12 protein-coding genes, 1 tRNA gene and 1 riboswitch are annotated in these 20,922 nt (G+C 54.2%); of the genes, 8 read left to right on the forward strand and 5 right to left on the reverse strand.

The annotated features are described in order from the left end of the window. Nucleotides 1-18: 18 nt before the first annotated feature. From VF639_RS22195 to VF639_RS22205, 3 genes are all read right to left on the reverse strand, one after another. Nucleotides 19-492, reverse strand: coding sequence for a hypothetical protein (locus VF639_RS22195; protein WP_331148140.1), 474 nt, complete (start codon nucleotides 490-492; stop codon nucleotides 19-21). 175 nt (nucleotides 493-667) lie between these two features. Further along, a complete protein-coding gene (locus VF639_RS22200) occupies nucleotides 668-1,702 on the reverse strand; it encodes a LacI family DNA-binding transcriptional regulator (RefSeq protein ID WP_331148141.1) in 1,035 nt (344 codons plus the stop codon). Nucleotides 1,703-1,996: 294 nt separating this feature from the next. Next, entirely contained in the window at nucleotides 1,997-3,475 is a 1,479-nt protein-coding gene (locus tag VF639_RS22205; protein ID WP_331148142.1) for a sialate O-acetylesterase, read from the reverse strand. A 472-nt stretch (nucleotides 3,476-3,947) separates the two neighbouring features. On the opposite strand from VF639_RS22205, the gene VF639_RS22210 reads away from it, so the two are divergent. The 8 genes from VF639_RS22210 to VF639_RS22245 all read left to right on the forward strand — a co-directional run bounded on the left by VF639_RS22210 (nucleotide 3,948) and on the right by VF639_RS22245 (nucleotide 17,950). Further along, nucleotides 3,948-5,951: a glycoside hydrolase family 97 protein gene (locus tag VF639_RS22210; protein ID WP_331148143.1), complete on the forward strand. Its 2,004-nt coding sequence runs from the start codon at nucleotides 3,948-3,950 to the stop codon at nucleotides 5,949-5,951. A 513-nt stretch (nucleotides 5,952-6,464) separates the two neighbouring features. Further along, a complete protein-coding gene (locus VF639_RS22215; RefSeq protein ID WP_331148144.1) occupies nucleotides 6,465-8,945 on the forward strand; it encodes a beta-glucosidase in 2,481 nt (826 codons plus the stop codon). 144 nt (nucleotides 8,946-9,089) lie between these two features. Next, nucleotides 9,090-12,239 (forward strand): SusC/RagA family TonB-linked outer membrane protein, encoded by a 3,150-nt coding sequence (locus VF639_RS22220; protein ID WP_331148145.1) that lies wholly within the window; start codon nucleotides 9,090-9,092, stop codon nucleotides 12,237-12,239. 25 nt (nucleotides 12,240-12,264) lie between these two features. After that, on the forward strand, nucleotides 12,265-13,899 hold the full coding sequence (locus VF639_RS22225) for a RagB/SusD family nutrient uptake outer membrane protein (RefSeq protein ID WP_331148146.1): 1,635 nt from the start codon (nucleotides 12,265-12,267) through the stop codon (nucleotides 13,897-13,899). 113 nt (nucleotides 13,900-14,012) lie between these two features. Then, nucleotides 14,013-15,293 (forward strand): sugar MFS transporter, encoded by a 1,281-nt coding sequence (locus tag VF639_RS22230; RefSeq protein WP_331148147.1) that lies wholly within the window; start codon nucleotides 14,013-14,015, stop codon nucleotides 15,291-15,293. A 129-nt stretch (nucleotides 15,294-15,422) separates the two neighbouring features. Beyond that, entirely contained in the window at nucleotides 15,423-16,484 is a 1,062-nt protein-coding gene (locus tag VF639_RS22235; RefSeq protein ID WP_331148148.1) for a LacI family DNA-binding transcriptional regulator, read from the forward strand. Between the two features lie 123 nt (nucleotides 16,485-16,607). After that, nucleotides 16,608-16,680 (forward strand) — tRNA-Thr (locus VF639_RS22240). Nucleotides 16,681-16,864: 184 nt separating this feature from the next. After that, complete coding sequence (locus VF639_RS22245) at nucleotides 16,865-17,950, forward strand: PAS domain-containing sensor histidine kinase (RefSeq protein ID WP_331148149.1); 1,086 nt, start codon at nucleotides 16,865-16,867, stop codon at nucleotides 17,948-17,950. Nucleotides 17,951-18,212: 262 nt separating this feature from the next. On the opposite strand, the gene VF639_RS22250 is transcribed toward VF639_RS22245, so the two are convergent. Together VF639_RS22250 and VF639_RS22255 are read right to left on the reverse strand one after the other, a co-directional pair. Beyond that, nucleotides 18,213-19,238: an LLM class flavin-dependent oxidoreductase gene (locus VF639_RS22250; protein ID WP_331148150.1), complete on the reverse strand. Its 1,026-nt coding sequence runs from the start codon at nucleotides 19,236-19,238 to the stop codon at nucleotides 18,213-18,215. Beyond that, nucleotides 19,235-20,236, reverse strand: a complete 1,002-nt coding sequence (locus VF639_RS22255) for an ATP-grasp domain-containing protein (protein ID WP_331148151.1) — start codon at nucleotides 20,234-20,236, stop codon at nucleotides 19,235-19,237. Before VF639_RS22255 ends, VF639_RS22250 begins: the two co-directional genes overlap by 4 nt. A 416-nt stretch (nucleotides 20,237-20,652) precedes the next feature. Continuing rightward, nucleotides 20,653-20,766, reverse strand: a riboswitch (SAM riboswitch). Nucleotides 20,767-20,922 lie beyond the last annotated feature (156 nt).

A 20,922-nucleotide genomic window follows, 5' to 3' on the forward strand; every position in this document is an offset into this window, starting at 1 on the left:
ACGTCGTTGGTTTTCCCCCTACGATATCCTCGCTTTTCGGGCTTTGCTCCATAGGCGCGAGGCGCCGGCGGCTACTAAGCCGCCCACAGTATACCAAGCTACCGTCATGAGCTTGGTTTCGGGGGTGCTGTTGCTTGGTGCTTCGCCCAAGCCAAGCGGCCCCGGCAGTATTACCCCACCCACGCCGGCAGCCACTCCAAGCGCGGCCCCACGCCACCAGACATTCTTGCCCCGGCCTACCAAGCTAAAATAGAGTCCGTTGGAAAGCAGGTCGCCGGCCATAGTGAGGTCGAAGAGCGTGGGCTCGTCGGGTTGGGGTGCCTCGGCTTTGCCGAGCATCTTGCGCAAAGCGCGCATGCCAAGCACATCCATGCGCGGCGCATCGTGGGGCCGCAGATGGCGGACGGTTTCGTGGAGTAACGTCAGGGCAACAGCACCCGCCAAGCCGCTGGCTAAGGCTTGGGGTACAACAGAAGGTTTAGCGCGTTTCATAGGTATCGGGCCAAGTGACAAAGGTTTGTCTACTATTCGTTGACGCCGGCCTAATGGTTATGCTATAGGATTAGCATACTCACGAAGAGTTACAACATCTATTGCCTTCACTTTCCAGACTCTGGCAGAGGGAAAGTTCGGAGGGCTTGGTTCCGTCAAAGAGGAAAGAGAGTTGCTACTTGGCTACTCGCATAGACGACTCCCGAACTATTAGGGAAGGAGGTAAGACTATTGCCTTCAATTCCTCTTCTTTGGTAGTACTTGCTTGTAATTTAGTTAGCAACACGTTTATCGAGCTTTCCGCTATTTTTTCAACGGGCTGTGCAATTGCAGTTATTGTTGGGGAATGCAACCTGAATAAATCATGGTCATCGAAGGAGACTATAGCCAATTCGTTGGGAATTTTAATTCCAAGACGCGAAATAGCTTCCAAACCATAAATACAAAGTGAGTTATTAGCGAATATCACCGCATCAAATTCTCGGCTCTGCCCTATAAAGTTGTATATGTCTACAATCATATCTTCTATGTCCTTACCGAAATTAAGCACAACGCTTTTTACTTTTTCCGGTAAGTCTCGCTCCGCTAAAGCTCTCCTATAGCCATCTAATCGGGCTTCCATTTGCGTCTGCTTGGAATCACTCGTGATAAAGGCAATGTTCGAGAAGCCTTGCTCCAGCAAATGGCGCGTAGCTTCATAAATACCAGCGGCGCCATCAACTACTATATAATCCGTCGTTAACTCCGGCAAATAACGGTCAAACATTACAGTAGGAATACCACTTTTAAGCAAGGAATTCACTTCCTTCTCTATTCCTTCCGGGGGCGCAATTATATATCCGTCAATATGCCGCTCCTGAAACATGGCAATCAAATCCTTGGTTTTCAGGGTATCATTTTCGGTGCTGCAATAAATAATCCGGTAGCCTCGCGCAAAGGCATTCTTTTCTATCATCCAGGCAACCGTAGCAAAAAATGGGTTTGATATATTTTCTATTATCAACCCAATAACGTGCGTTTTCCCGGTGCGCAGGCTTTTAGCCAGTTGATTGGGTTTATATCCAATTTCCTCAACGTACTGTAATACCCTTTCCGTTAGCGCGTCACTAATGCGCTGCTCTTTTGCCTTGCCGTTCAACACCAATGATACAGTGGCAATAGAAACATTCAAGTGCTTTGCAACATCATGAATTAAGGTTCGTTTTTTCAACTTGGCGGCTTTACTTTTTCCTGAAAATAATATTGAATATATCCCTAACTGTTACTACAAAGCTATACCATCATAATCACTGTATTACGCTGCTGATAAGTAACTGGCCGCAACTAAGTGAGAATTAGAAATTCTTAAAAATAGTTTAACCTTAAGTTGAGAGTGGTTATTATCAACAAAACGCAAGGTCGATATTTGAAAGCACTTCTTTGCTTTTCACGTAAGTAAAACCATCTAAGAGCACCCCCAAGAGGCAGAAACAAGGTGGATTGCTTGGTGTAAAGCTGCTCTCGTTTATTTTTTCCCGTGGGTAATTCCCTCCCATTGGTCGGTGCGGAAAGGAGCAGCCGGCAACCCTTCCCGGTTATACAGATTGGCCTCGGGGTTGTTGGCCCAGGCATAGCGCACAGCTACCGGCGTAGGTACCGCGCTGCTCGACAACACCACGTCCTGGCCTTGCACGGTGGCCGTTGCCCAATAAAACTTCTTGTCGGCTCCTGCCACGGCAAATCCTTTCAAAGCGCCGTTGCCACCTTTCACTACCAAACCAGAGCCTACCCCGGTGAAGCGCAGTTTCGCTGTGTTCCCGCTCACGCTCATCGATTGAAAAGTAGGACCACTTGCTACCACCTGCTTATCGCCGTAGGCTACTTTGCGGGCTACTAAAGCTAACCGGTGCCCTACATCCTGCTTGTTGGCCGGATGAATGTCTTTGGCATCTCCAATATCAAGCGCAACGGCCATACCAGTCCGGGGGAGCACCAGCGCCTGCGCCTGCGCTTCGCGCAGTTCGGCCCAATCCGATTCGGTTGGTTCGGTCGGCGACTCGTTGAAGTTGGCCAGTTGCACGAACAGGAACGGCATCTCGTAGCCCCAACGGCCGCGCCAATCCTTGATCAGGGCCGGAAACAACGTGCGATACTGCTCGCCGCGGTTGGCATTGCTTTCGCCCTGATACCAGATGACGCCCTTCAATGCGTAAGGAATTAGAGGGGCAATCATGCCATTGTAGAGCGTGGTGGGTTTGTTCTGAGCATTGTTATCTGTAGCAGGAACTGTGGCGGCCAGTTGTTCTAGCTCAGTCACCGGAGCCTGAAAATCGGGTAGTGTTTTCAAGGCCGCGCCACTTACCCACGCCTCGGCTGGCGTGCCGCCCCAAGGGCTGCTTATTATGCCAATGGGCACGTTATAGCGCTTATATAAGTCGCGGGCGAAAAAGTAAGCCACGGCCGAAAACTGCCCGGCGGTGCTTGGGCTACACACTTTCCAGTTATAGCCTTGGTTTTCTGTTTGCGGCTGATAGGCAGTTACTTTCTTGACTGTGAACTGCCGAATCCGAGGGAAATTAGCTGCAGCTACCTCCTGCTCGGCATTCACAATCAAAGGATAAGAATTGGGCGAGGGAGCGTTTGGATCGCGCAATGGCAGTTCCATGTTCGATTGGCCAGAAGCCAGCCATACATCTCCCACCAGAATATCCTGAATAGTGAGCGTGTTCTGGCCCTTAATCGTCATGGTGTAGGGGCCTCCGGCGGGTATAGCAGGCAGCATAATCTGCCATTTGCCCGTGGTAGCTGGGGTAGCTGCGTAGGTTTTTCCTTGGAAGGTCAGCGCAACCTTCTCGCCAGGGTCTGCCCAGCCCCAGATGGGCACTTTTACGTCGCGCTGCAATACCATGTGGTCGCCTACCAAAGCAGGTAATCGAATGCCAGCCTGCACAGCAAGGTTGCTTTGTAGCATCAGCAAGGAAAAGGTGAAGACTTTAAATTTCATACAAAAGGGGGAGCGTACATTGGAAAGTAAGCTACAGATAACATGCACTATACGAAGATTGATTTTGCTTTAACTTGCTATCGGGCTACGGAAAACGATTGCGCAACTGATGCAGACCTACTATCTTGTTGCCTGGTAGGCCAGCTTTTACCGTCAGTATAGGCTTTTGCTTACTTCTAGCAGGTATCTACTGCCTCACTCCGTTACCGTTCTACTACCGAATGCCTGGTTTCAGCTACGTTCAGTTGCACTCACTTCTTGTCTTTTTTGCTAAAACGTATTAGCTGGTAAATATGTGGTTTATGATTGATAAAACTACTTTACCTGTGACCACCGCAACAACCTTTTTGCTTCTGGCTTTCGCAAGGGCGCTGCAAATACCACCACTACAAGCCGATACCAGTACTACTGATCAGTTGCATCTTGCCAAGGATTGCTATCAATTTACCTCATCGAATAGCCATTTAGTGTAATGAAACAGAAGCTCTTCCTTCTATTCTGCCTTTTTTCAACTAGTTCGCTCACTTGGGCGCAGTCCAGTTCGGTTTATCACGTAAAATCTCCGGACGGAAAGCTTGACTTAACAGTGCAAACTGGTGCCGTCCTGAGTTGGTCTGTTCAGCACGAGGCGACGCCCGTGCTGGCTCCCTCCCCTATTTCACTGACTTTGTCAGGAGGGGAAGTACTTGGCAAAAATGCAGTGGTCGAAAATTCGAAAACGGCCAGTGTCAACACCACCATTGCAGCACCGATTTACAAGAAAAGCAAAGTCACCGACAATTATAATCAGCTGACGCTTGACTTGAAAGGCAAATACGGCCTGATAGTGCGGGCCTACAACGAGGGTGCGGCTTACCGCTTTTTCACTAAAAGGAAAGGTCAAATTACTGTCGTGAACGAAGACGTTGCCTTTAACTTCACTGCCGACCACGCTGCGCTTATTCCTTTCGTGCGTGACCTCCGGGTGCCAACCGACATGTACATCTCTTCATTCGAAAGCTTGTACACTCCTTTGAAACTCTCGGAAGTAAACAAGGTGAAGAAGGATACGCTCGCCTTCTTGCCGGCTTTGGTAACCATAGGCGACAACAAGAAGGCGGTATTTCTGGAAGCAGATGTTGAAGACTACCCAGGCATGATGCTGAAGGGCGCCACGCAAGCCACTCCAAGCTTGCACAGCGAATTTGCCCGGTATCCGGCCGAGGAAAAAGCGGGCGGCTTCCACAACATGCAACTCGTGGTACCCAAGCGTGAAAGCTACATCGCCAAAACCAGCGGTACCCGCTCTTTCCCATGGCGCATTGTAGTGGTTGGTGCCAACGATAAAGATTTGGCCAACAACGATATGGTTTTCAAGCTGGCAGCCCCTTCGCGCATAAAAGACGTGTCGTGGATTAAGCCGGGCAAAGTGGCCTGGGACTGGTGGAACGACTGGAACATTTCTCACGTCGACTTTAAAGCGGGCATCAACACGCCTACTTACAAATACTATATCGACTTCGCGGCGGCCAATAAGATTGAATATATAATTCTGGACGAAGGCTGGTCGGAGGAAACCGACATTCTCAAGATTTCCCCCAACGTTGATCTGGCGGAATTGCTTGCCTATGGCAAGCAAAAAAACGTGGGCATCATTCTGTGGGCCAACTGGCGCTCCATCAACGAGAAGATGGATGCGGCCTACGCGCAATACGCCAAATTGGGCGTGAAAGGCTTCAAAATAGACTTCCTGGACCGCGACGACCAGAAAATGGTGGTTTCCTCGTACACGCTGGCCCAAAAAGCCGCTGACTACAAGCTCCTCGTTGATTTCCACGGCATGCACAAGCCCGACGGCCTGTCGCGCACTTACCCCAACGTGCTGAACTACGAAGGCGTGAAAGGCCTAGAGAACAACAAGTGGACGCCCAACGACGACGTGCCGCGCTACGACGTAACGTTGCCTTTCATCCGGATGATGGCTGGCCCTATGGATTATACGCCGGGAGCCATGCGCAATGCCATTAAATCCGAGTTTCGCCCCAACAATTCCAAGCCCATGAGCCAAGGCACTCGTTGTCATCAGCTGGCCATGTACGTAGTGTTTGAAGCGCCGCTGCAAATGATGGCCGATAACCCAACGGCTTATCTGAAGGAGCCGGAAAGCACCGATTTCATTGCCAAAGTACCCACCACTTTCGACCAAACAGTAGCGCTGGATGGCAAAGTAGGGGAGTACGTAGCGCTAGCTCGTCAGAAAGGCGATACCTGGTACGTAGGCGCCATGAGTAATTGGGATCCTCGTGAAATGACGCTGGACCTTTCCTTCCTAGGCACTGGTTCCTATGAAGCCGTTATTTTCCAAGATGGCCTCAACGCCGACCGTGATGCTACAGACTACAAGCGGGAAGTACGGAAAGTAACCGCACAGGACAAGATCAAGATTAACTTGAGCAACGGCGGTGGCTGGGCTGCCCGCATTTATCCGACGCGGTAGAAAAGCAGCGAGTAACAAACAACTTGACAAACAACAGCTAAGTCGGTATCAAGCTTAGAGCAAATAGTACTATATGAACTATCTATTCGGCTAGTACAAATTTTTGCTTTAAGTTTGATACCCTGTTTGAATTACGCAAACGTTTGCTATTTTAGCGCCCCGATCGATAGTTGCCTGGCTTGTACCCCCCATTTAGGACGCCTAGGCCGAATAACTTACTAGCCTCTTTTTAGCTTGACAGTCACCAAAATTTAAAGGCTTACACCTTGCTCATTTGTTCCTTTAGATTTTGCTAAAACCTTTTAGCTTAATTCATTAGCAGTACCAAGGCCTCTCTAGTCACCCCCACCCGTGCACCACTCTTATTGTCCTTTTTATTTGCTCATCGGGCCTTTAGCATCTCTGTTGCCGCAGAAGGCGCATAGTAAGCATACCCTGGAAGATGCAAAGCAGCACTCGGTGGTGCTCACGGACGCTTTTTAATTGCTGTTACTTTTTTCGACTTCATTGGCTATGCCTGAAAAATCATCTACTCTCGCTGCTCCCTACGGTTTAGCTGCAAAGCTAAATCCTTTCAGTAGCAAAGCTGCGCCGCTTGTGTTAGGTGCGGCCGTGCTGTTGGCAGGGGGTTGTCAGCGCACTGGTGTTACAACTGCTCCGGCTGCAACTTCTACCGCGGCGGCCGCTCAGGCTACTGCCCCCGCCACGAAGAGTTCTACCCTACCTGCTGCTCCACAGTGGAGCCCACGGGTGGCGGCACTGCTCAAGCAGATGACGCTGGAAGAGAAAATCGGACAGATGACCCAGATTGCCAATGCGGCCATCAACCACACCGGCGAGCAAAAGGATATCACCCTTGACTCGGCGAAGCTGGTCCCGTTTATCAAAATGTATGGGGTAGGCTCGTTTCTGAACGGGGAAGCAGTTCCACCAACGCAGTGGATAAAATATTTGTCGGCTTTGCAAAGGATTGCGATGCGTGAATCGCGGCTGCACATCCCGGTTATCTACGGCATCGACCATATGCACGGGGCTAGTTATGTCTCGGGGGCCGCTATTTTTCCGCACAACCTCAACCTGGGCGCCACCTTCAATCCAGAATTTGCACGGCAAGAGGCTCGCGCTACGGTGATGGAGTCGGCAGACCTAGGACATGCCTGGGTATTTGCGCCGGTGCTGGACCTGGGTGTGAACGTGTACTGGCCGCGCCTGTACGAAACCTACGGCGAAGACCCGTTAGTAGCCGCTACGCTCGGCGCGGCCTACGTGAAGGAGCTACAGAACAACAAGGATATTCTGCCCTACAAAGTGGCGGCTTGCGCCAAGCACTTCCTCGGTTATTCAGACCCGCGTAACGGCTGGGACCGGACGAACGCGCTGATTCCTGATCAGCGGCTTCAGGAATTTTTCCGCCCTTCCTTCCAGGCTGCTATTGATGCCGGAATCAAGTCGGTGATGATTAACAGCGGGGAAATCAACGGCGAGCCAGTACACTCCTCGAAGGCGATCCTTACGGATTTGCTGCGCACGGAAATGGGCTTCAAAGGCGTGGCCGTGACCGACTGGCAAGATATTATCCGACTGGTAACGGTACAAAAAACCGCACCCAACGAAAAAGAAGCAACTTTCCGCTGTATTGATGCCGGTGTAGATATGGCCATGACACCCTACACCACCGACTTCTGCCGCTACGTGAAGGAGCTGGTGCAGGAAGGCCGCCTGACCGAGGAGCGCATCAATTTATCGGCGGGCCGGGTGCTGCAAATGAAGGACGAGCTAGGCATGTTCGAGAACCCCATGCCTCGTGCCGACCGGCTCAACCGCATCGGTGACCCTACACTGAAGCAGCAGGCCCTGGAAGCCGCCCGTGAGTCGATTGTATTGCTCAAGAACGAGCAGAATACGCTGCCCTTAGCCGCCAACAAGGTGCGCCGGCTGTTGGTAATTGGTCCTTCGGCCGACTCGCGTGCCAATCTTTCGGGAGGCTGGACGCTGGCCTGGCAGGGCCGCCAGGAAGCGCAGTATCCTAAAGAAGTGTTGACCATCTATACTGCTCTGAAACGCGAATACCCAAATGCGCAGGTGGAAACCGTGCCGTATCAGGATGCCAAGGGCCAGCCGCAGCTTAACGCCGTACTGGCAGCTGCTCGCAAAGCCGATGCCGTAGTACTGGCGCTAGGTGAGCGGCCCTACGCCGAGGGCCTCGGCAACACCAGCGACCTGACTTTGCCTGAAGACCAGCAACAGTTGGTGCGTACCACCCAGAGCGCAGGCAAGCCCACGATATTGGTAATGATTGGGGGCCGCCCCAACATCATCCGGACGGTGGTCGACCGCTCGCAGGCAGTTATCTGGGGCGGGCTCCCCGGTTTTGGGGGCGGTCAGGCCATTGCCGAAATCATCAGCGGTAGGGTGAATCCGAGCGGCCGATTGTCGTTCACGTATCCGCAGTTTGCTGGCCACATCTCTAACTACCACCACGACAACAACGAGAACAGCTTGGAGCTAAGTGACTTTGGGGCGGGCTTCGAGAATCGCGGCCCAAAGTACAAGAGCACTATGCTCACCGAGTATGGCCAGGGCCTCAGCTACACCACTTTCCGCTACGCCAACTTGCAGCTCAGCGACACGGTGCTTACCGGAGCCGGCTCCATTCGGGCTACGGTGCGCGTGACCAATGCGGGAACCAAGGTCGGCAAAGAAGCAGTGCTTTGGTTTTTGACCGACGAGGTAGGGCGCATCACCCGGCCCGTCCGTTTGCTCAAGCACTTCGAGAAGCAGGAGTTCAAGGCTGGTGAAGGCCGCGAGCTGACGTTCGAAATTCAGCCCAACCGCGACCTGAGCTACCCTGATGACAAAGGCCACCGCGTGCTGGAAGACGGCTACTTCACCCTGCGCGTGGGCGACCAAATGAAGCGCTTCCGCTATGCCGGGGCCACCGCCTCGGGTGCTTCCACCCAATCGACTACTGGCGGCTCTTCAAACGCCAAATAACGCTCCTCTGTAGCCCGCTGGTAGTACAAGTTGCTGACTACTACAGGCTGTCTGCCCCACGGCTTCGGGCATTTACTGCTTCCTTCCACGGCCGATTGCGTGGCAAAGCACCCTTCTATTCTCACACTTACTAATTGCTTTTCCATGAACCAGAATTCTTCTCTGCATTCGCTCTCTCGACGGGCAGTGCTACTGGCAGCTTGCGGGCTTCCAGCCGTGGCGACGCTACCTGCCGCGGGAGCCAGCTTGCCGCTGACAATGCCGACAGCTGATCTTCTTACTGCCGATGTACCCGTCTCGGGTCGCGTAACGCAGGCCAACGGCGAAGGTTTACCCGGTGTGACGGTGGTAGTAAAAGGTACCACCGTTGGCGCCAGCACTGACGTCAATGGCAATTTTTCGCTGACTGCGCCAGAAGGAAGCACGCTGGTATTCAGCAACATTGGCTTTAAGCGGGTGGAGTTGCCACTCACTGGCACCACAACCGGCCTCACGGTTACGATGGCCGAAGACACTCAGAATCTTAATGAGGTGGTGGTAGTGGGCTATGGCACTCAGCGCCGCAGCGACCTTACTGGTGCAGTGACTTCCGTATCAGGCACTCAGCTTCAGCAAGTAGCTACTTCCGACCCTGTGCAGGCCCTGCAAGGCCGCGCGGCCGGCGTAGACATAACGGCTAACAGCGGTCAGCCAGGCGCAGGCACTCGCATTCGGGTGCGCGGGGTTGGTACCATCAACAATAGTAACCCCCTGTTCGTGGTTGACGGCGTGCAGACCGGTGACATCAGCTTCCTGTTGCCCACTGACATCGAGTCAACGGAAATACTGAAAGACGCTTCGGCTACCGCCATCTACGGCTCGCGCGGGGCCAACGGGGTAGTGCTTATCACCACCAAGCACGGCAAGGCCGGCAAAACGCAGTTCAACCTGTTTGGCTACACCGGCTTCCAGGAGATTCGGCGTACCCTACCCCTGACTAATGCCCAGGAGTACGCTACGCTCGTGACGGAGGCCTACAGAAACGAGAATGCTCCCATTCCCACTGACTATACGGCCATACTGAACAGTGCCCTGCAAGATGGGGCCACGGGCACCGACTACCAGAAACTAGTGCTGCAGAAAGGCCTGATTACCAACTACAGCCTGTCGGCCTCGGGGGGCACCGAGCAAAACCGCTACCTCATCAGCGGCAACTACTTCCAGCAGGATGGCATTGTGCAGCAGTCAGGCCTGAAGAAGTATGTGGTGCGCCTAAACGACGACATCACGCTGGCCAAGTTTCTGAAAGCGGGCGTGTCGGCCACCTTCACCAACTCGAAGCAGACCGGAGGAGGAGATGGCACAGGTAATGCCACCTACAGTACAGTGCTACAGAACGCTATTCTGGCTAACCCCATCACCTCGCCCTTCAATGCCGACGGTAGCTACGCGTATAATAATATTACGAGCTTCACGCCCAACCTGGCGCGCTTCCTCACCGAGCAGGCGTTCAACAACACGTCCAACAGCACGCTCTTTACCAGCGCCTATGCCGACGTGGCGCTGATGAAGAACTTGAGCTTCCGCTCCACCTTCGGCATCAACTACAACAACGTGCGCCCCAAGGCGTACCTGCCGCAGTACTTCATAGGGCCCAACGACCAGCGCGCACAAAGCGCCCTGATTCAGTCGCGCCTCGAGAATATAAGCTGGGTGTGGTCGAACTACTTCAACTACAACAAGACCTTTGCTGACAATAGCAACCTCTCCTTTACCTTGGGCCAGGAAGCGCAGCGCGGCTATGGCAGCGGTATTTCGGTAACCGGCTACGACGTGCCTGCCGATGCAACCCTACAGTACATCTCGGCCGCCCGCGCCGCTAACAATGCCATCCGCAGCTCGCAATATGATGGCTCGCTGCTCTCGTATTTCGGCCGTGCCAACTACAACTTCCGCGACCGTTACCTCGTGACGGGTACGCTGCGCTTCGACCAGACATCGCGCTTCCTGGGCTCAAATCGTACGGGCATATTCCCGTCGGTAGGCGCCGCCTGGAACATCTCCAACGAGAATTTCCTCAAGGATGTAACCGCCGTGTCGCAGGTGAAGCTGCGCGCCAGCTACGGCTCGGTGGGCAACCAGAACGCCGCGCCCAACTACGGCTATGCCTCCACCGCCATCAACAACCAGAACTACGTGTTCGGTACGGACCAGTCGCGGGCACCAGGCCTAGCCGTTGCCACGCTTAGTAACCCGGCTCTGAAGTGGGAAACAGCTGTAACGGGCGATATTGGTATCGACGCCTCCTTCCTCGACAACAAGCTGACCTTTACCGGCGATTACTTTCAGCGGACTACCGAGGACATGATTGCCTTGCTACCCGTACCTGACTACTTAGGCCAGGCGCCCGCTAGCGCCAACGTGGGTACGCTTCGCAACCGCGGCCTGGAGCTAGCCCTGAACTACCGCAATGAAATAGGTAAGCTCCGATACGACGCAGGAGTGAACTTCACTAAAATCAATAACGTTATCACCAGCCTGGGTGGTGCTAACCCTATCTCCCGGGCTAATACGCAGGTAGGCTTTACAACCCGTACTGACGTAGGCTACGAACTAGCTTACTTCTACGGCTTGAAGGCGTTAGACATTTTCAATACACAGGACGAAGCCAGTGGGTATGTAAACTCCGCTGGAACCCCCATTCAGCCCAACGCCAAAGCCGGCGACGTGAAATACCAGGATACAAACGGCGACGGCAAAATTGACAATACCGACAATACGTACATAGGCAGCGCTACGCCGAACTTCACCTACGGCGCTTCGCTAAATCTAGGGTACGGCAACTTTGATTTCAAGATTCTGCTTTACGGAGTACAGGGAGCGGAAGCTGTTAATGCCGCCTCTATAAACCTGGATAAGTCGAGTGCCATTGCAAACATCTGGACCAACTTTTATGCTGACCGCATGAACCGCTGGACTCCTGACAACACCAACAGCGACCAGCCCCGCATGACGTCAGTCCGCACTGATAACGACCTTTTTAGCAGCCGCCATGTGGAAAACGCCAGCTACTTGCGGGCGCGCAACATGGAACTGGGCTACTCGCTGCCGCAGGCTGCGCTGAGCCGCTTCCGGATCAACGGCCTCCGGGTGTTTGCTTCGGTCGACAACGTATTTACCGTTACCAAGTACCGCGGCCTGGACCCTGAGATTTCGACCACTGGCTCCTTTGGTGATCCGCTGGCCTACGGGGTAGACTATGGCAACTATCCCCAGCCCCGGACCTACCGTTTGGGCTTCAACGTACAGTTTTAACGCTAATCCCACTCATTCATAACAAATGAAAACCTTTTCTACCGCCCGTATGCTGGCCTTCGCGGCCCTACTGGGCCTGGCCGCCGGCTGCGATAGTTTTCTAGATAAAGATCCTCTAGGCACTGTTACCCAACTTAACCTCTTCAACGACGCTACCAATGCGACGCAGGCCGTGAATGCCGTTTACGACGTGGCCGGCTGGGACCAAGGCCCTAAGTTCGGCGTAGCAGAAAACGTGTCGGTCAGCTTCGATTGGATGTTTGGCGACGTCCTGAGCGACGACGCAGAAAAGGGCAGCAGCGACAGTGACTTCGGCGCAATAACCGAACTTAAAACCTGGTCGACGCCACCCACTAACGCAATTGTTTCTAGCTGGTGGGTCAACAACTTCACGGGTATCGCACGGGCCAATATCGTGATTAACAACATCGACGCGGGCACCATCGATGCCGCGTTGAAAGAGCGCCTGAAAGGGGAGGCGCTGTTTTTGCGGGCGTATTTTTATTTCAATCTCGTGAAGATCTTTGGTGGTGTGCCGCTGTTTGAGAAGGCCGTGCTGCCTACTGATGCAGCCAATGTAACGCGTAGCACCATCGCCGAAACCTATGCTTTCATCGAGAAAGATCTGAAAGCCGCTGCCGCAGCGCTGCCAGAAAAAGGAACTTATGCCGCGACCGATGCCGGCCGCGCTACCAAGGGAGCTGCCAATGGTTACCTGGCTCGCGTTATCATGTACCAGCTCGGTACTGACAACACCAATAACCACACCTGGCAGGAAGTATACGACCTGACGAACACGGTTATCACGTCGAACCAGTACAGCCTGCAACCCAACTACGCCGCTATTCACCAAGTTATTGGCGAAAACAGCAGCGAGTCGTTGTTCGAGATTCAGTTCGCTGCCTCCAACGACAGCTACGGCCCCATCTCGACGGGTACTACCAGCAACGTATTTCAAAACAACCGGGCAACCTTCGGTTACGGCTTCAATAACCCAACCCAGAGCCTGTACAACGAGTTTGAGCCAAATGACCCGCGCCGGGAAGTAACTTTCATCAGGAACAACGACGTGGTGCTGGGTGTGGTAAACCCCGTAGATCCCGCTTTCAGCGCGACGGGCTACCTCAACCGCAAAGTGGCTATTGCGCCGCCTGCTGCTCCACAGTCGGCTGGCCAGAACCTCCGCAAGCTGCGCTATGCTGATATTCTGCTCATGAAGGCCGAAGCCGCTGCTCAACTTAACCGGAGCGGTGAAGCGGTGACTTTAGTGAACCAAGTACGTCAGCGCGCTCGTATGTCAACCCGGCCTCCGGGCACTACGGTGGGCGCAGCGGCTACTTATGCGCCGGCTAACACGCCGGCTGGTACCCTGCCCGACATAGCTGCCTTGTCGGGTCCGGCGCTGCTCACTGCCATCTGGCACGAGCGCCGCGTAGAGTTTGGCGGGGAGTCATTGCGCTTCTGGGACTTGGTTCGCACTGGTCGTTACTTCAATGTATTGCCAACTGCTCCACTTACCCCATCTAATCCGGTTGACGTGCGTGCAAATGCCTTGCGCCACAGCATCACGACGGGCGTAGTGAATCCTATTCCGCTGTTGCCAATACCAATAAACGACGCGCAGGTATGGAAAGTACCCCAGAATCCGGGCTACAACTAATTGTATATTCCGCTCCTTGAAGAAAAAGAAAAGCCGTGTACCACCCGCTGGACGCGGCTTTTCTTTTCTCTGCGGGAGTAAGTTCAATCCTCTTTCCACCTCCTTTCCTGTTCATGGCAGCTCCAACCCCAACTCTTAGCAACCGGCCAGCCGCTGGCACCTCCTCTGGCACCTCGCAGCGCTACACGTCCGCGCTGAGTGCCGTCACTACCCTGTTCTTCTTGTGGGGCTTTATCACCTGCCTCAACGACATTCTGATTCCGTATCTGAAGGCCATTTTCCAGCTCTCGTTTGCGCAGGCCAACCTGATTAATCTGTGCTTTTTCGGGGCGTACTTCCTGATGAGTATTCCGGCCGGCAAGTTGGTTTCGCGGGTGGGTTATAAAAAGGGCATGTTAATCGGCTTTGTAGTGGCTGCCATTGGGGCGTTCCTGTTTTATCCGGCAGCGGCGCAGCGGGTATACGGGCTATTTCTGGGGGCTTTGTTCGTACTGGCTTCAGGTATAACCATTTTGCAGGTAGCGGCCAATCCGTACGTGGCTATTCTGGGGCCGCCAGAGTCGGCTTCTTCACGCCTCACGCTCACCCAGGCTTTCAACTCTCTTGGTACTACTCTTGCGCCTCTGCTAGGAAGCGCCCTGATCCTGAGCCGGCTGCCGGCCCTCGACAACGCAACCACTGCTGCCGGTATCGACATCAGCGCCGTGCAGATACCGTATCTGATTATTGGGGCTTCACTGCTCTTTATCAGTCTCATTCTGAGCCGGATCAACCTTCCCGTGATTGAGTACGCAGCAAATGAGGCGGAAGCGACCGAGGAGCAACACAGCAGTGCCTGGCAGTACCGTCACTTGATGCTAGGCGTAGTAGGCATTTTCGCCTACGTAGGGGCCGAGGTAGCTATTGGCTCGCACATTGTGAGTTATGTGGCACTACCCGACGTACTAGGGCTCGATCCTAAAACGGCTGGTGATCAAGTAACTTATTACTGGGGCGCGGCAATGGTTGGGCGGTTTGCAGGCGCTTATCTGCTCAACAAGTTTGCGCCAACCAAGCTGCTTGCCTTCAATGCTATTGGTGCAGTAATACTGGTGCTGATTTCCATCAACACCTCGGGCGCTGTGGCTATGTGGAGCTTATTGGCGGTGGGCCTAATGAACTCGCTTATGTACCCTACCATCTTCACGCTGGCCGTGGCCGGCCTGGGCCGCCATACGGAACAAGCTTCTGGCTTGCTGTGCACCGCCATTGTAGGTGGGGCGCTGGTGCCGATGCTGTTTGGCTTTATTGCCGATAACAGTGGCTTGCGCATTGCTTTGCTGCTTCCTATCGTATGCTACCTGTACGTGATGTGGTACGGCTTGCGTGGCAGCAGCCGCTCGGCTACGGCTTAGATTGGTCTCTATACTCTCCGCAGGAGAAACCAAAAGGCTCCAACCAAGCAACTATGAAATATAACTAGCTAAAGGGGGCTACTCGGCAGTAAGCCACCTATTCCCTCCTAGCCAAATCGAAGTTGACCTATGGCTACTCCGCTCAAAAAAACTTCCATCATCGACATCGCCCAGCAGCTGGGTTTGGCTACTTCCACGGTGTCGCGCGCCTTAGCCGATCAGGCAGGTATTAGTGAGGCGACCAAGGCGCGGGTGCGGCAGCTAGCGCAGGAGCTTCACTACATGCCCAACCACTTGGCCGCGTCGTTGCGCAAGGGGCGTAGCAATATCCTCGGCGTGATTGTACCGCACATCAATGGCTACTTCTTTCCAGCCGTGATGAACGGCATCGAGAAAGTGGCCAGTGAAGCCGGTTTCAACGTGATGATGTGCCAGTCGAATGAGGACCTGCGCCGTGAGCAGCAGAACATTGATACGCTGCTGGCGGCGCAGGTGGAAGGCATCTTGCTTTCCGTATCGGCCAGTACCCACACAGAAGAGCAGCACTTAGAGCAGGTCCGGCGGCAGGGTACGCCGCTGGTATTTTTCGACCGGGTGCCAGAAATGGCTCAAAGTACGGCCGTAGTGCTCGACGATTTTCAAGGTGCCTACCAAGCCGTTACGCATCTGATCGAACAAGGCTGCACGCGTATTGCCCACTTAGCCGGGCCGCAACACCTCAACACCAGCCGCAACCGCTATTTAGGGTATCTGCAGGCGCTTCGTTCCCACGGCTTGCCCACCGACGAGCGGTGGGTGTATGCCTTGCCCGCCTCCAGCTTAGAAGCCGGGCGCGTTGGTATGCAGTATCTGCTAAACTTAGGTACTGCCCCCGATGCGGTGTTTGCTTCTTATGCCTTTCCAGCCGCCGGGGCGCTGGAAGTGCTGCAGGAACGGGGTATCCGCGTGCCGCAGGACTTGGCCCTGGCTTGCTTCAGCAACGAGCCCTTCACCACCATGACGCACCCCCACCTAACGGCCGTAGATCAGCGGGCCGAGCACATGGGCGAAACGGCGGTTCGGCTGCTCTTGCAGTTGATTGAACGGGGTCCGGAGTACACTCCGCCGCACATTGTGTTGAAGCCAGAACTACAGATTCGCAGCTCCTCACTGCACTTACCGCGGGAGGTGTTTGTATCGAAGGTTGCGTAGCCTCTTTGCAAAGTAGATAGGACGATCGGCTAAACTCCCTCCAAATTTTTGCTTGCTGGATATAGCCGTTTTTCAAATCCTGCCTATCTTTGCTTCCCCTAACGGAAAGACCCGCGGGGAAATGCCTCTTTAGCTCAGTTGGTAGAGCAGCTCATTCGTAATGAGCAGGTCGTTGGTTCGAGTCCAATAAGAGGCTCAAGAATATAGAAACCCGGAAAGCCGCTTCGCTAATAGAAGAAGTTTTCCGGGTTTTTACGTTTACTGCCTTCAAGTTAGCGGCTAGTCAGTGGCACCTCCACCTGGTAAGGTGCCAACGAGCTAGCTCGTCTGTTCCTCCCGCAACTCTCGCATAAGCATACTTTCCAATACTTTATAGTCGTATGCCAGACTACCCGCTTTTGTTTCGTTCCTGGCTCGACCGTAGCAAAACGCTGTACTTCGCCTACGATCTAGCCGCTCGCCGGGTCGTTTACGTGAGTGAAGCGTACGCGCAAATAATGGGGAGGGCCGCTGCACAAGTAAACGAAGACTTACCAGCTTTGCTGGAACGCTTGCACCCCGACGACCTTCTGATGTTGCGCCGACAACTGGCGCTGGTTCTCGACAATGAGCTGGTACAGGATGTGGAGGTGCGGGTTTTGGAGCCCAACGGGCAGACCACACAGTGGCTGAGTTTGTCGGCATGCCGGGAGCAACTTCCCGACGGGGCACTTTACCTGAGCGGGACCATAGTGGACATAAGCCGCTCGAAAGCAGACAGCTTGAACGCGCAGAAGTTCAATGCCAAAAAGAACGCAACGCTGGAAATACTCTCGCACGATCTGGCTTCTCCTCTCGTGCTGACGCAACAAATAACGCAGCACCTGAAGTCGCAATTCACGAAGACGGACGAGGCAAACCAGCACCTGATCAAGCTGATAGAGCGCGTCTGCACGGACGGGCTGAACCTGATTCGGGACTTTGTGAACCAGGAGTTTCTGGAGTCATCCAGTATACAGCTCAAGCTCGAGCGCACCGACTTGGTGGGGTGGGTGGCCACTATTCTGGAAGAGTACCAACGCTCGGAACAGCATATGACCCTGCGCTTTGATTTTGTGGCGCTGCAACAGCCGGTTTACGTGACCTTGGATGTGAACAAGTTCGAACAGGTTATCAATAATCTGATTTCCAATGCCATGAAATTTACGCCCGACGGCGGACACATAACAGTGAAAGTAGCGCAACAACAGGATCGGGCAGTGATGCAGGTGACAGACACAGGCGTAGGCATACCCGAGCACCTACAGCCCGTGCTGTTCGACAAGTTCACGAAGGCTCGCCGCCCCGGCCTACGCGGCGAGAAAACCACCGGCTTGGGCATGTCCGTTATGCAAACTATAGTGGAGCTGCACCAAGGAACAATCGGTTTTACAAGCACCGAGGGCCAGGGTACTACCTTCACAATAGAGATACCCGCGCTGACGTAAGTGGGCAGTACTACGAGCACTAGGCTGTGCCTCTAGACCGCCATGCTTCGGCAAGCTCAACATGATGGTCATCTAGGAAAACAAGCCAAAAAGGCCTTTTCAACGCAGCGTTGTACTTATTACAGCCTACTAGGCTTCTCACAACTAACCCCCGAAACCTTCCTTATAAAAGAGGCTCCGGGGGCTGCTGAACTAATCATCAAGAAATCAAAAACGAACGGCTACGTTCTTCTTCTGCTTCAATAACTCCCGCAGGCTGCGCTTAGGCCAGCACCTGAATTACAGCTTCCGAAAAACGCTCCATCTCTTCGAGTTGCGGGCTGCATTGCAGCAGGAACAGATCCACGCCCACGGCTTCGAAGGCCGCGATGCGCTCGGCTACCTGGTCGGGGGTGCCGGTGAGGCCGGAACGCAGACCGCGGTTTGATACCGAATAATCCTGGAGGGAAACCTGGTTTTCGAGCTGCGTCCCGGCCAGCCACTGCTGGTAGTTTTTGTAGCCCGCAGCTGAACCTTGCACATTGGTGATGCGGTCCAGCTCCTTTTTCACTTCCTGCTCGGTGTTGCGCACGATGGAGTAAGCCGCTACGCCGAACTTCATGCGCGGCAAACCTAGCTTTTCGCGCCGCTCACTCAGGTCCTGGATGCGGCGGCCGATGGCTTCCGGCTCGTCGCCGTGCATCACGTAGCCGTCGCACTGAGCAGCAATCAGGTTTTTAGCCGCTTCCGACTCGCCCCCGGCATAAATAAACGGCCGTGGGCGCGACACGGGCTTGGGCTGTAATATTGAATCGGTCACCTGGTAGAACTTGCCTTCGAAGGTGAAATGGTCTTGCTTCCAGAGGTTGTCGACCACGTGCAGCCATTCGGCGGTGCGGGCGTACCGGTCGTCGTGCAACTCGAAGTGCACCCCGTACTTCTTGGCCTCGTCCTGCCACCACGACGACACCACATTCAACGACAGCCGGCCGCCGCTGATGTGGTCGATGTTGGCAGCTTGCTTGGCCAGCAGTGCCGGCGAGTGAAACGTGGGCCGCACGGCGACCATCAACTCGATCTTTTTAGTGACGGCTGCCAGGGCTGCCGCCGTGCTCCAAGCATCCAGCGAAGGCGCTTCCTCACCTTTGATGTCGTTGAGGTTGAGTTCGGCAATAAGCGAAAGGTCGTAGCCGAGGTCTTCGCTGCGTTGGGCCAGCGTTTTCACGTAGTCCCAATCGGCGCGCATGTTTTCGTCTTCTACATTGCGCAACCACCCGCCAAAGACGGGCATCCAATATCCATATCTCATACGGCAGCGGCAGTTTCAGCGTGAACGGAAGTGGCAGCCGAACCAGCGGGCAGTTGCGTTTCCAAATAGTCTACAAAGCGAGCATAAGGGTCGAAGCCCACTACGTTTATGGCATCGGCCACGAAGTTCGACAAGGCGTTGATATCATAAAACAGCACGTCGCCGTTGCGGTCATCAATCAAATACTCGATGCCGCCCACGTCGATTTTCGCAGCGGCTACTATGCGCTCTACGGCTTCAATTACGGCGGCCGGGGGCGTAAAGGCTTCTACTTGAATGCCTTTCTTGGGCGCTTCGGTCAGGCAGAACTCGGCCGACTGTTCTTCCGGAATCTGACAGATTTCGGCGGGGCAGAGGTTGAAGCTTTCGCCGGTGGTGTACACTTTCATCGCGTACAGGAACTTACCGTTCAGCGTTTCCACCCGATGAATGTTGCCGCCGCGGGGCGTCACGTACTCCTGCACTAGCGCCGTCTGGTCGATGCCGAGGTCGATTTGGCCGGCTTCTACGGCCGCCTGCACACCTTCCAGTGTATCAAAGCGGATGATGCCTGCTCCGCTGCCGCCAATGTTCACTTTCACCACAATCGGAAACTGCAGCTGCTGTGCAGCATCCGCAATGCGCGAGGTGTGGTTCACCACAAACGACTTGGGGTATTTCAAGCCCAACGAAGCAAACAGCGAAAGTTGGCGGGCTTTGTTGGTTTCGATGCTGGTGGCCACCGTACCGTTGATAATGCGGACGCCGAGGCGCTCTAAGTGCGTAGCAAAGCCAGCCGTGTGGAAAATACCCTGACCGTGCCCGCGCAGGTAGGCCGAGGAACTCATGCGGTTTACTACCAGGGCGTAGCGGCTTTCGGTTTCGGAGGGGTTGAAGAGGTGATGCGCGGCGTCAATTTTTTCGTAGGGCAGGCCCCGGCGGTCCAGCTCTGCAAACAGCGGCTTAAACCATTCGGGGTGTTCATAATAGATGCCTATGGGCTTGGTTGAGGCAGACATGAGAAAGAGAGGGGTTGAGAAATGAAAGTCGAGAGAAATAGCGTGAGGCGATAAAGCTTCGCCAACAACAGCACTACTAAGTGGAGGGTTGCACCAGGAAGGGCCTCGTGCTATCGGCTGATGCCAAACACCTCATGCAACTGCATTGCAGGTCGAAATAGCAGGTACGTTTGCGGTGAGTGAAGAGAGGAGCCACTGTACGGCATCAGAGCCGTCGGAGGGCAAGACTCACTACTTCGAAATGGGACGGTTAGGGGCTGGCTGCAGGAAAGAAGCCACGCAACTTCTAGCGGCTTACGCTAGCCAGCTACCAACTCAGCGGTAGCTCAACAACAACTGCCGCAACAACACCCATGCTGTAGAGCAGAGAAGGTGGCGGAAGAGGCGGCAGTAGTGAAGCGTTTCACGGCAACTTGTTTTTATATGGTCAGGACTTAGCTGCGCTGACCTTCGGTTGGCACCGTTCCAGCTACTTGCTAGAGGTTGCCGGCGTTTCGTCGAGCCTGTCTCTCCACGCCTCTGTATAAAAACAATCCTTTGGGGTCAAGAATTGGTGCCGCAAAGGTACAGCGGCACTCACTGAAAATGCAAACTAAGCTATGCCTCAGGGTGCGGTTACCCGCGGCGCTTACCGTCGACCAAGGCGGCTCCTGCAACCTGGCCTGCCCTACCTTATTATGGCTATT

The organism is Hymenobacter sp., from assembly GCF_036387835.1.
Taxonomy (GTDB): domain Bacteria; phylum Bacteroidota; class Bacteroidia; order Cytophagales; family Hymenobacteraceae; genus Hymenobacter.

Coding starts and splice junctions, on each gene's coding strand:
- VF639_RS22195 (WP_331148140.1), bottom strand. CDS start 492: ATGAAACGCGCTAAACCTTCTGTTGTACCCCAAGCCTTAGCCAGCGGC.
- VF639_RS22205 (WP_331148142.1), bottom strand. CDS start 3,475: ATGAAATTTAAAGTCTTCACCTTTTCCTTGCTGATGCTACAAAGCAAC.
- VF639_RS22210 (WP_331148143.1), top strand. CDS start 3,948: ATGAAACAGAAGCTCTTCCTTCTATTCTGCCTTTTTTCAACTAGTTCG.
- VF639_RS22215 (WP_331148144.1), top strand. CDS start 6,465: ATGCCTGAAAAATCATCTACTCTCGCTGCTCCCTACGGTTTAGCTGCA.
- VF639_RS22220 (WP_331148145.1), top strand. CDS start 9,090: ATGAACCAGAATTCTTCTCTGCATTCGCTCTCTCGACGGGCAGTGCTA.
- VF639_RS22225 (WP_331148146.1), top strand. CDS start 12,265: ATGAAAACCTTTTCTACCGCCCGTATGCTGGCCTTCGCGGCCCTACTG.
- VF639_RS22230 (WP_331148147.1), top strand. CDS start 14,013: ATGGCAGCTCCAACCCCAACTCTTAGCAACCGGCCAGCCGCTGGCACC.
- VF639_RS22235 (WP_331148148.1), top strand. CDS start 15,423: ATGGCTACTCCGCTCAAAAAAACTTCCATCATCGACATCGCCCAGCAG.
- VF639_RS22245 (WP_331148149.1), top strand. CDS start 16,865: ATGCCAGACTACCCGCTTTTGTTTCGTTCCTGGCTCGACCGTAGCAAA.
- VF639_RS22250 (WP_331148150.1), bottom strand. CDS start 19,238: ATGAGATATGGATATTGGATGCCCGTCTTTGGCGGGTGGTTGCGCAAT.
- VF639_RS22255 (WP_331148151.1), bottom strand. CDS start 20,236: ATGTCTGCCTCAACCAAGCCCATAGGCATCTATTATGAACACCCCGAA.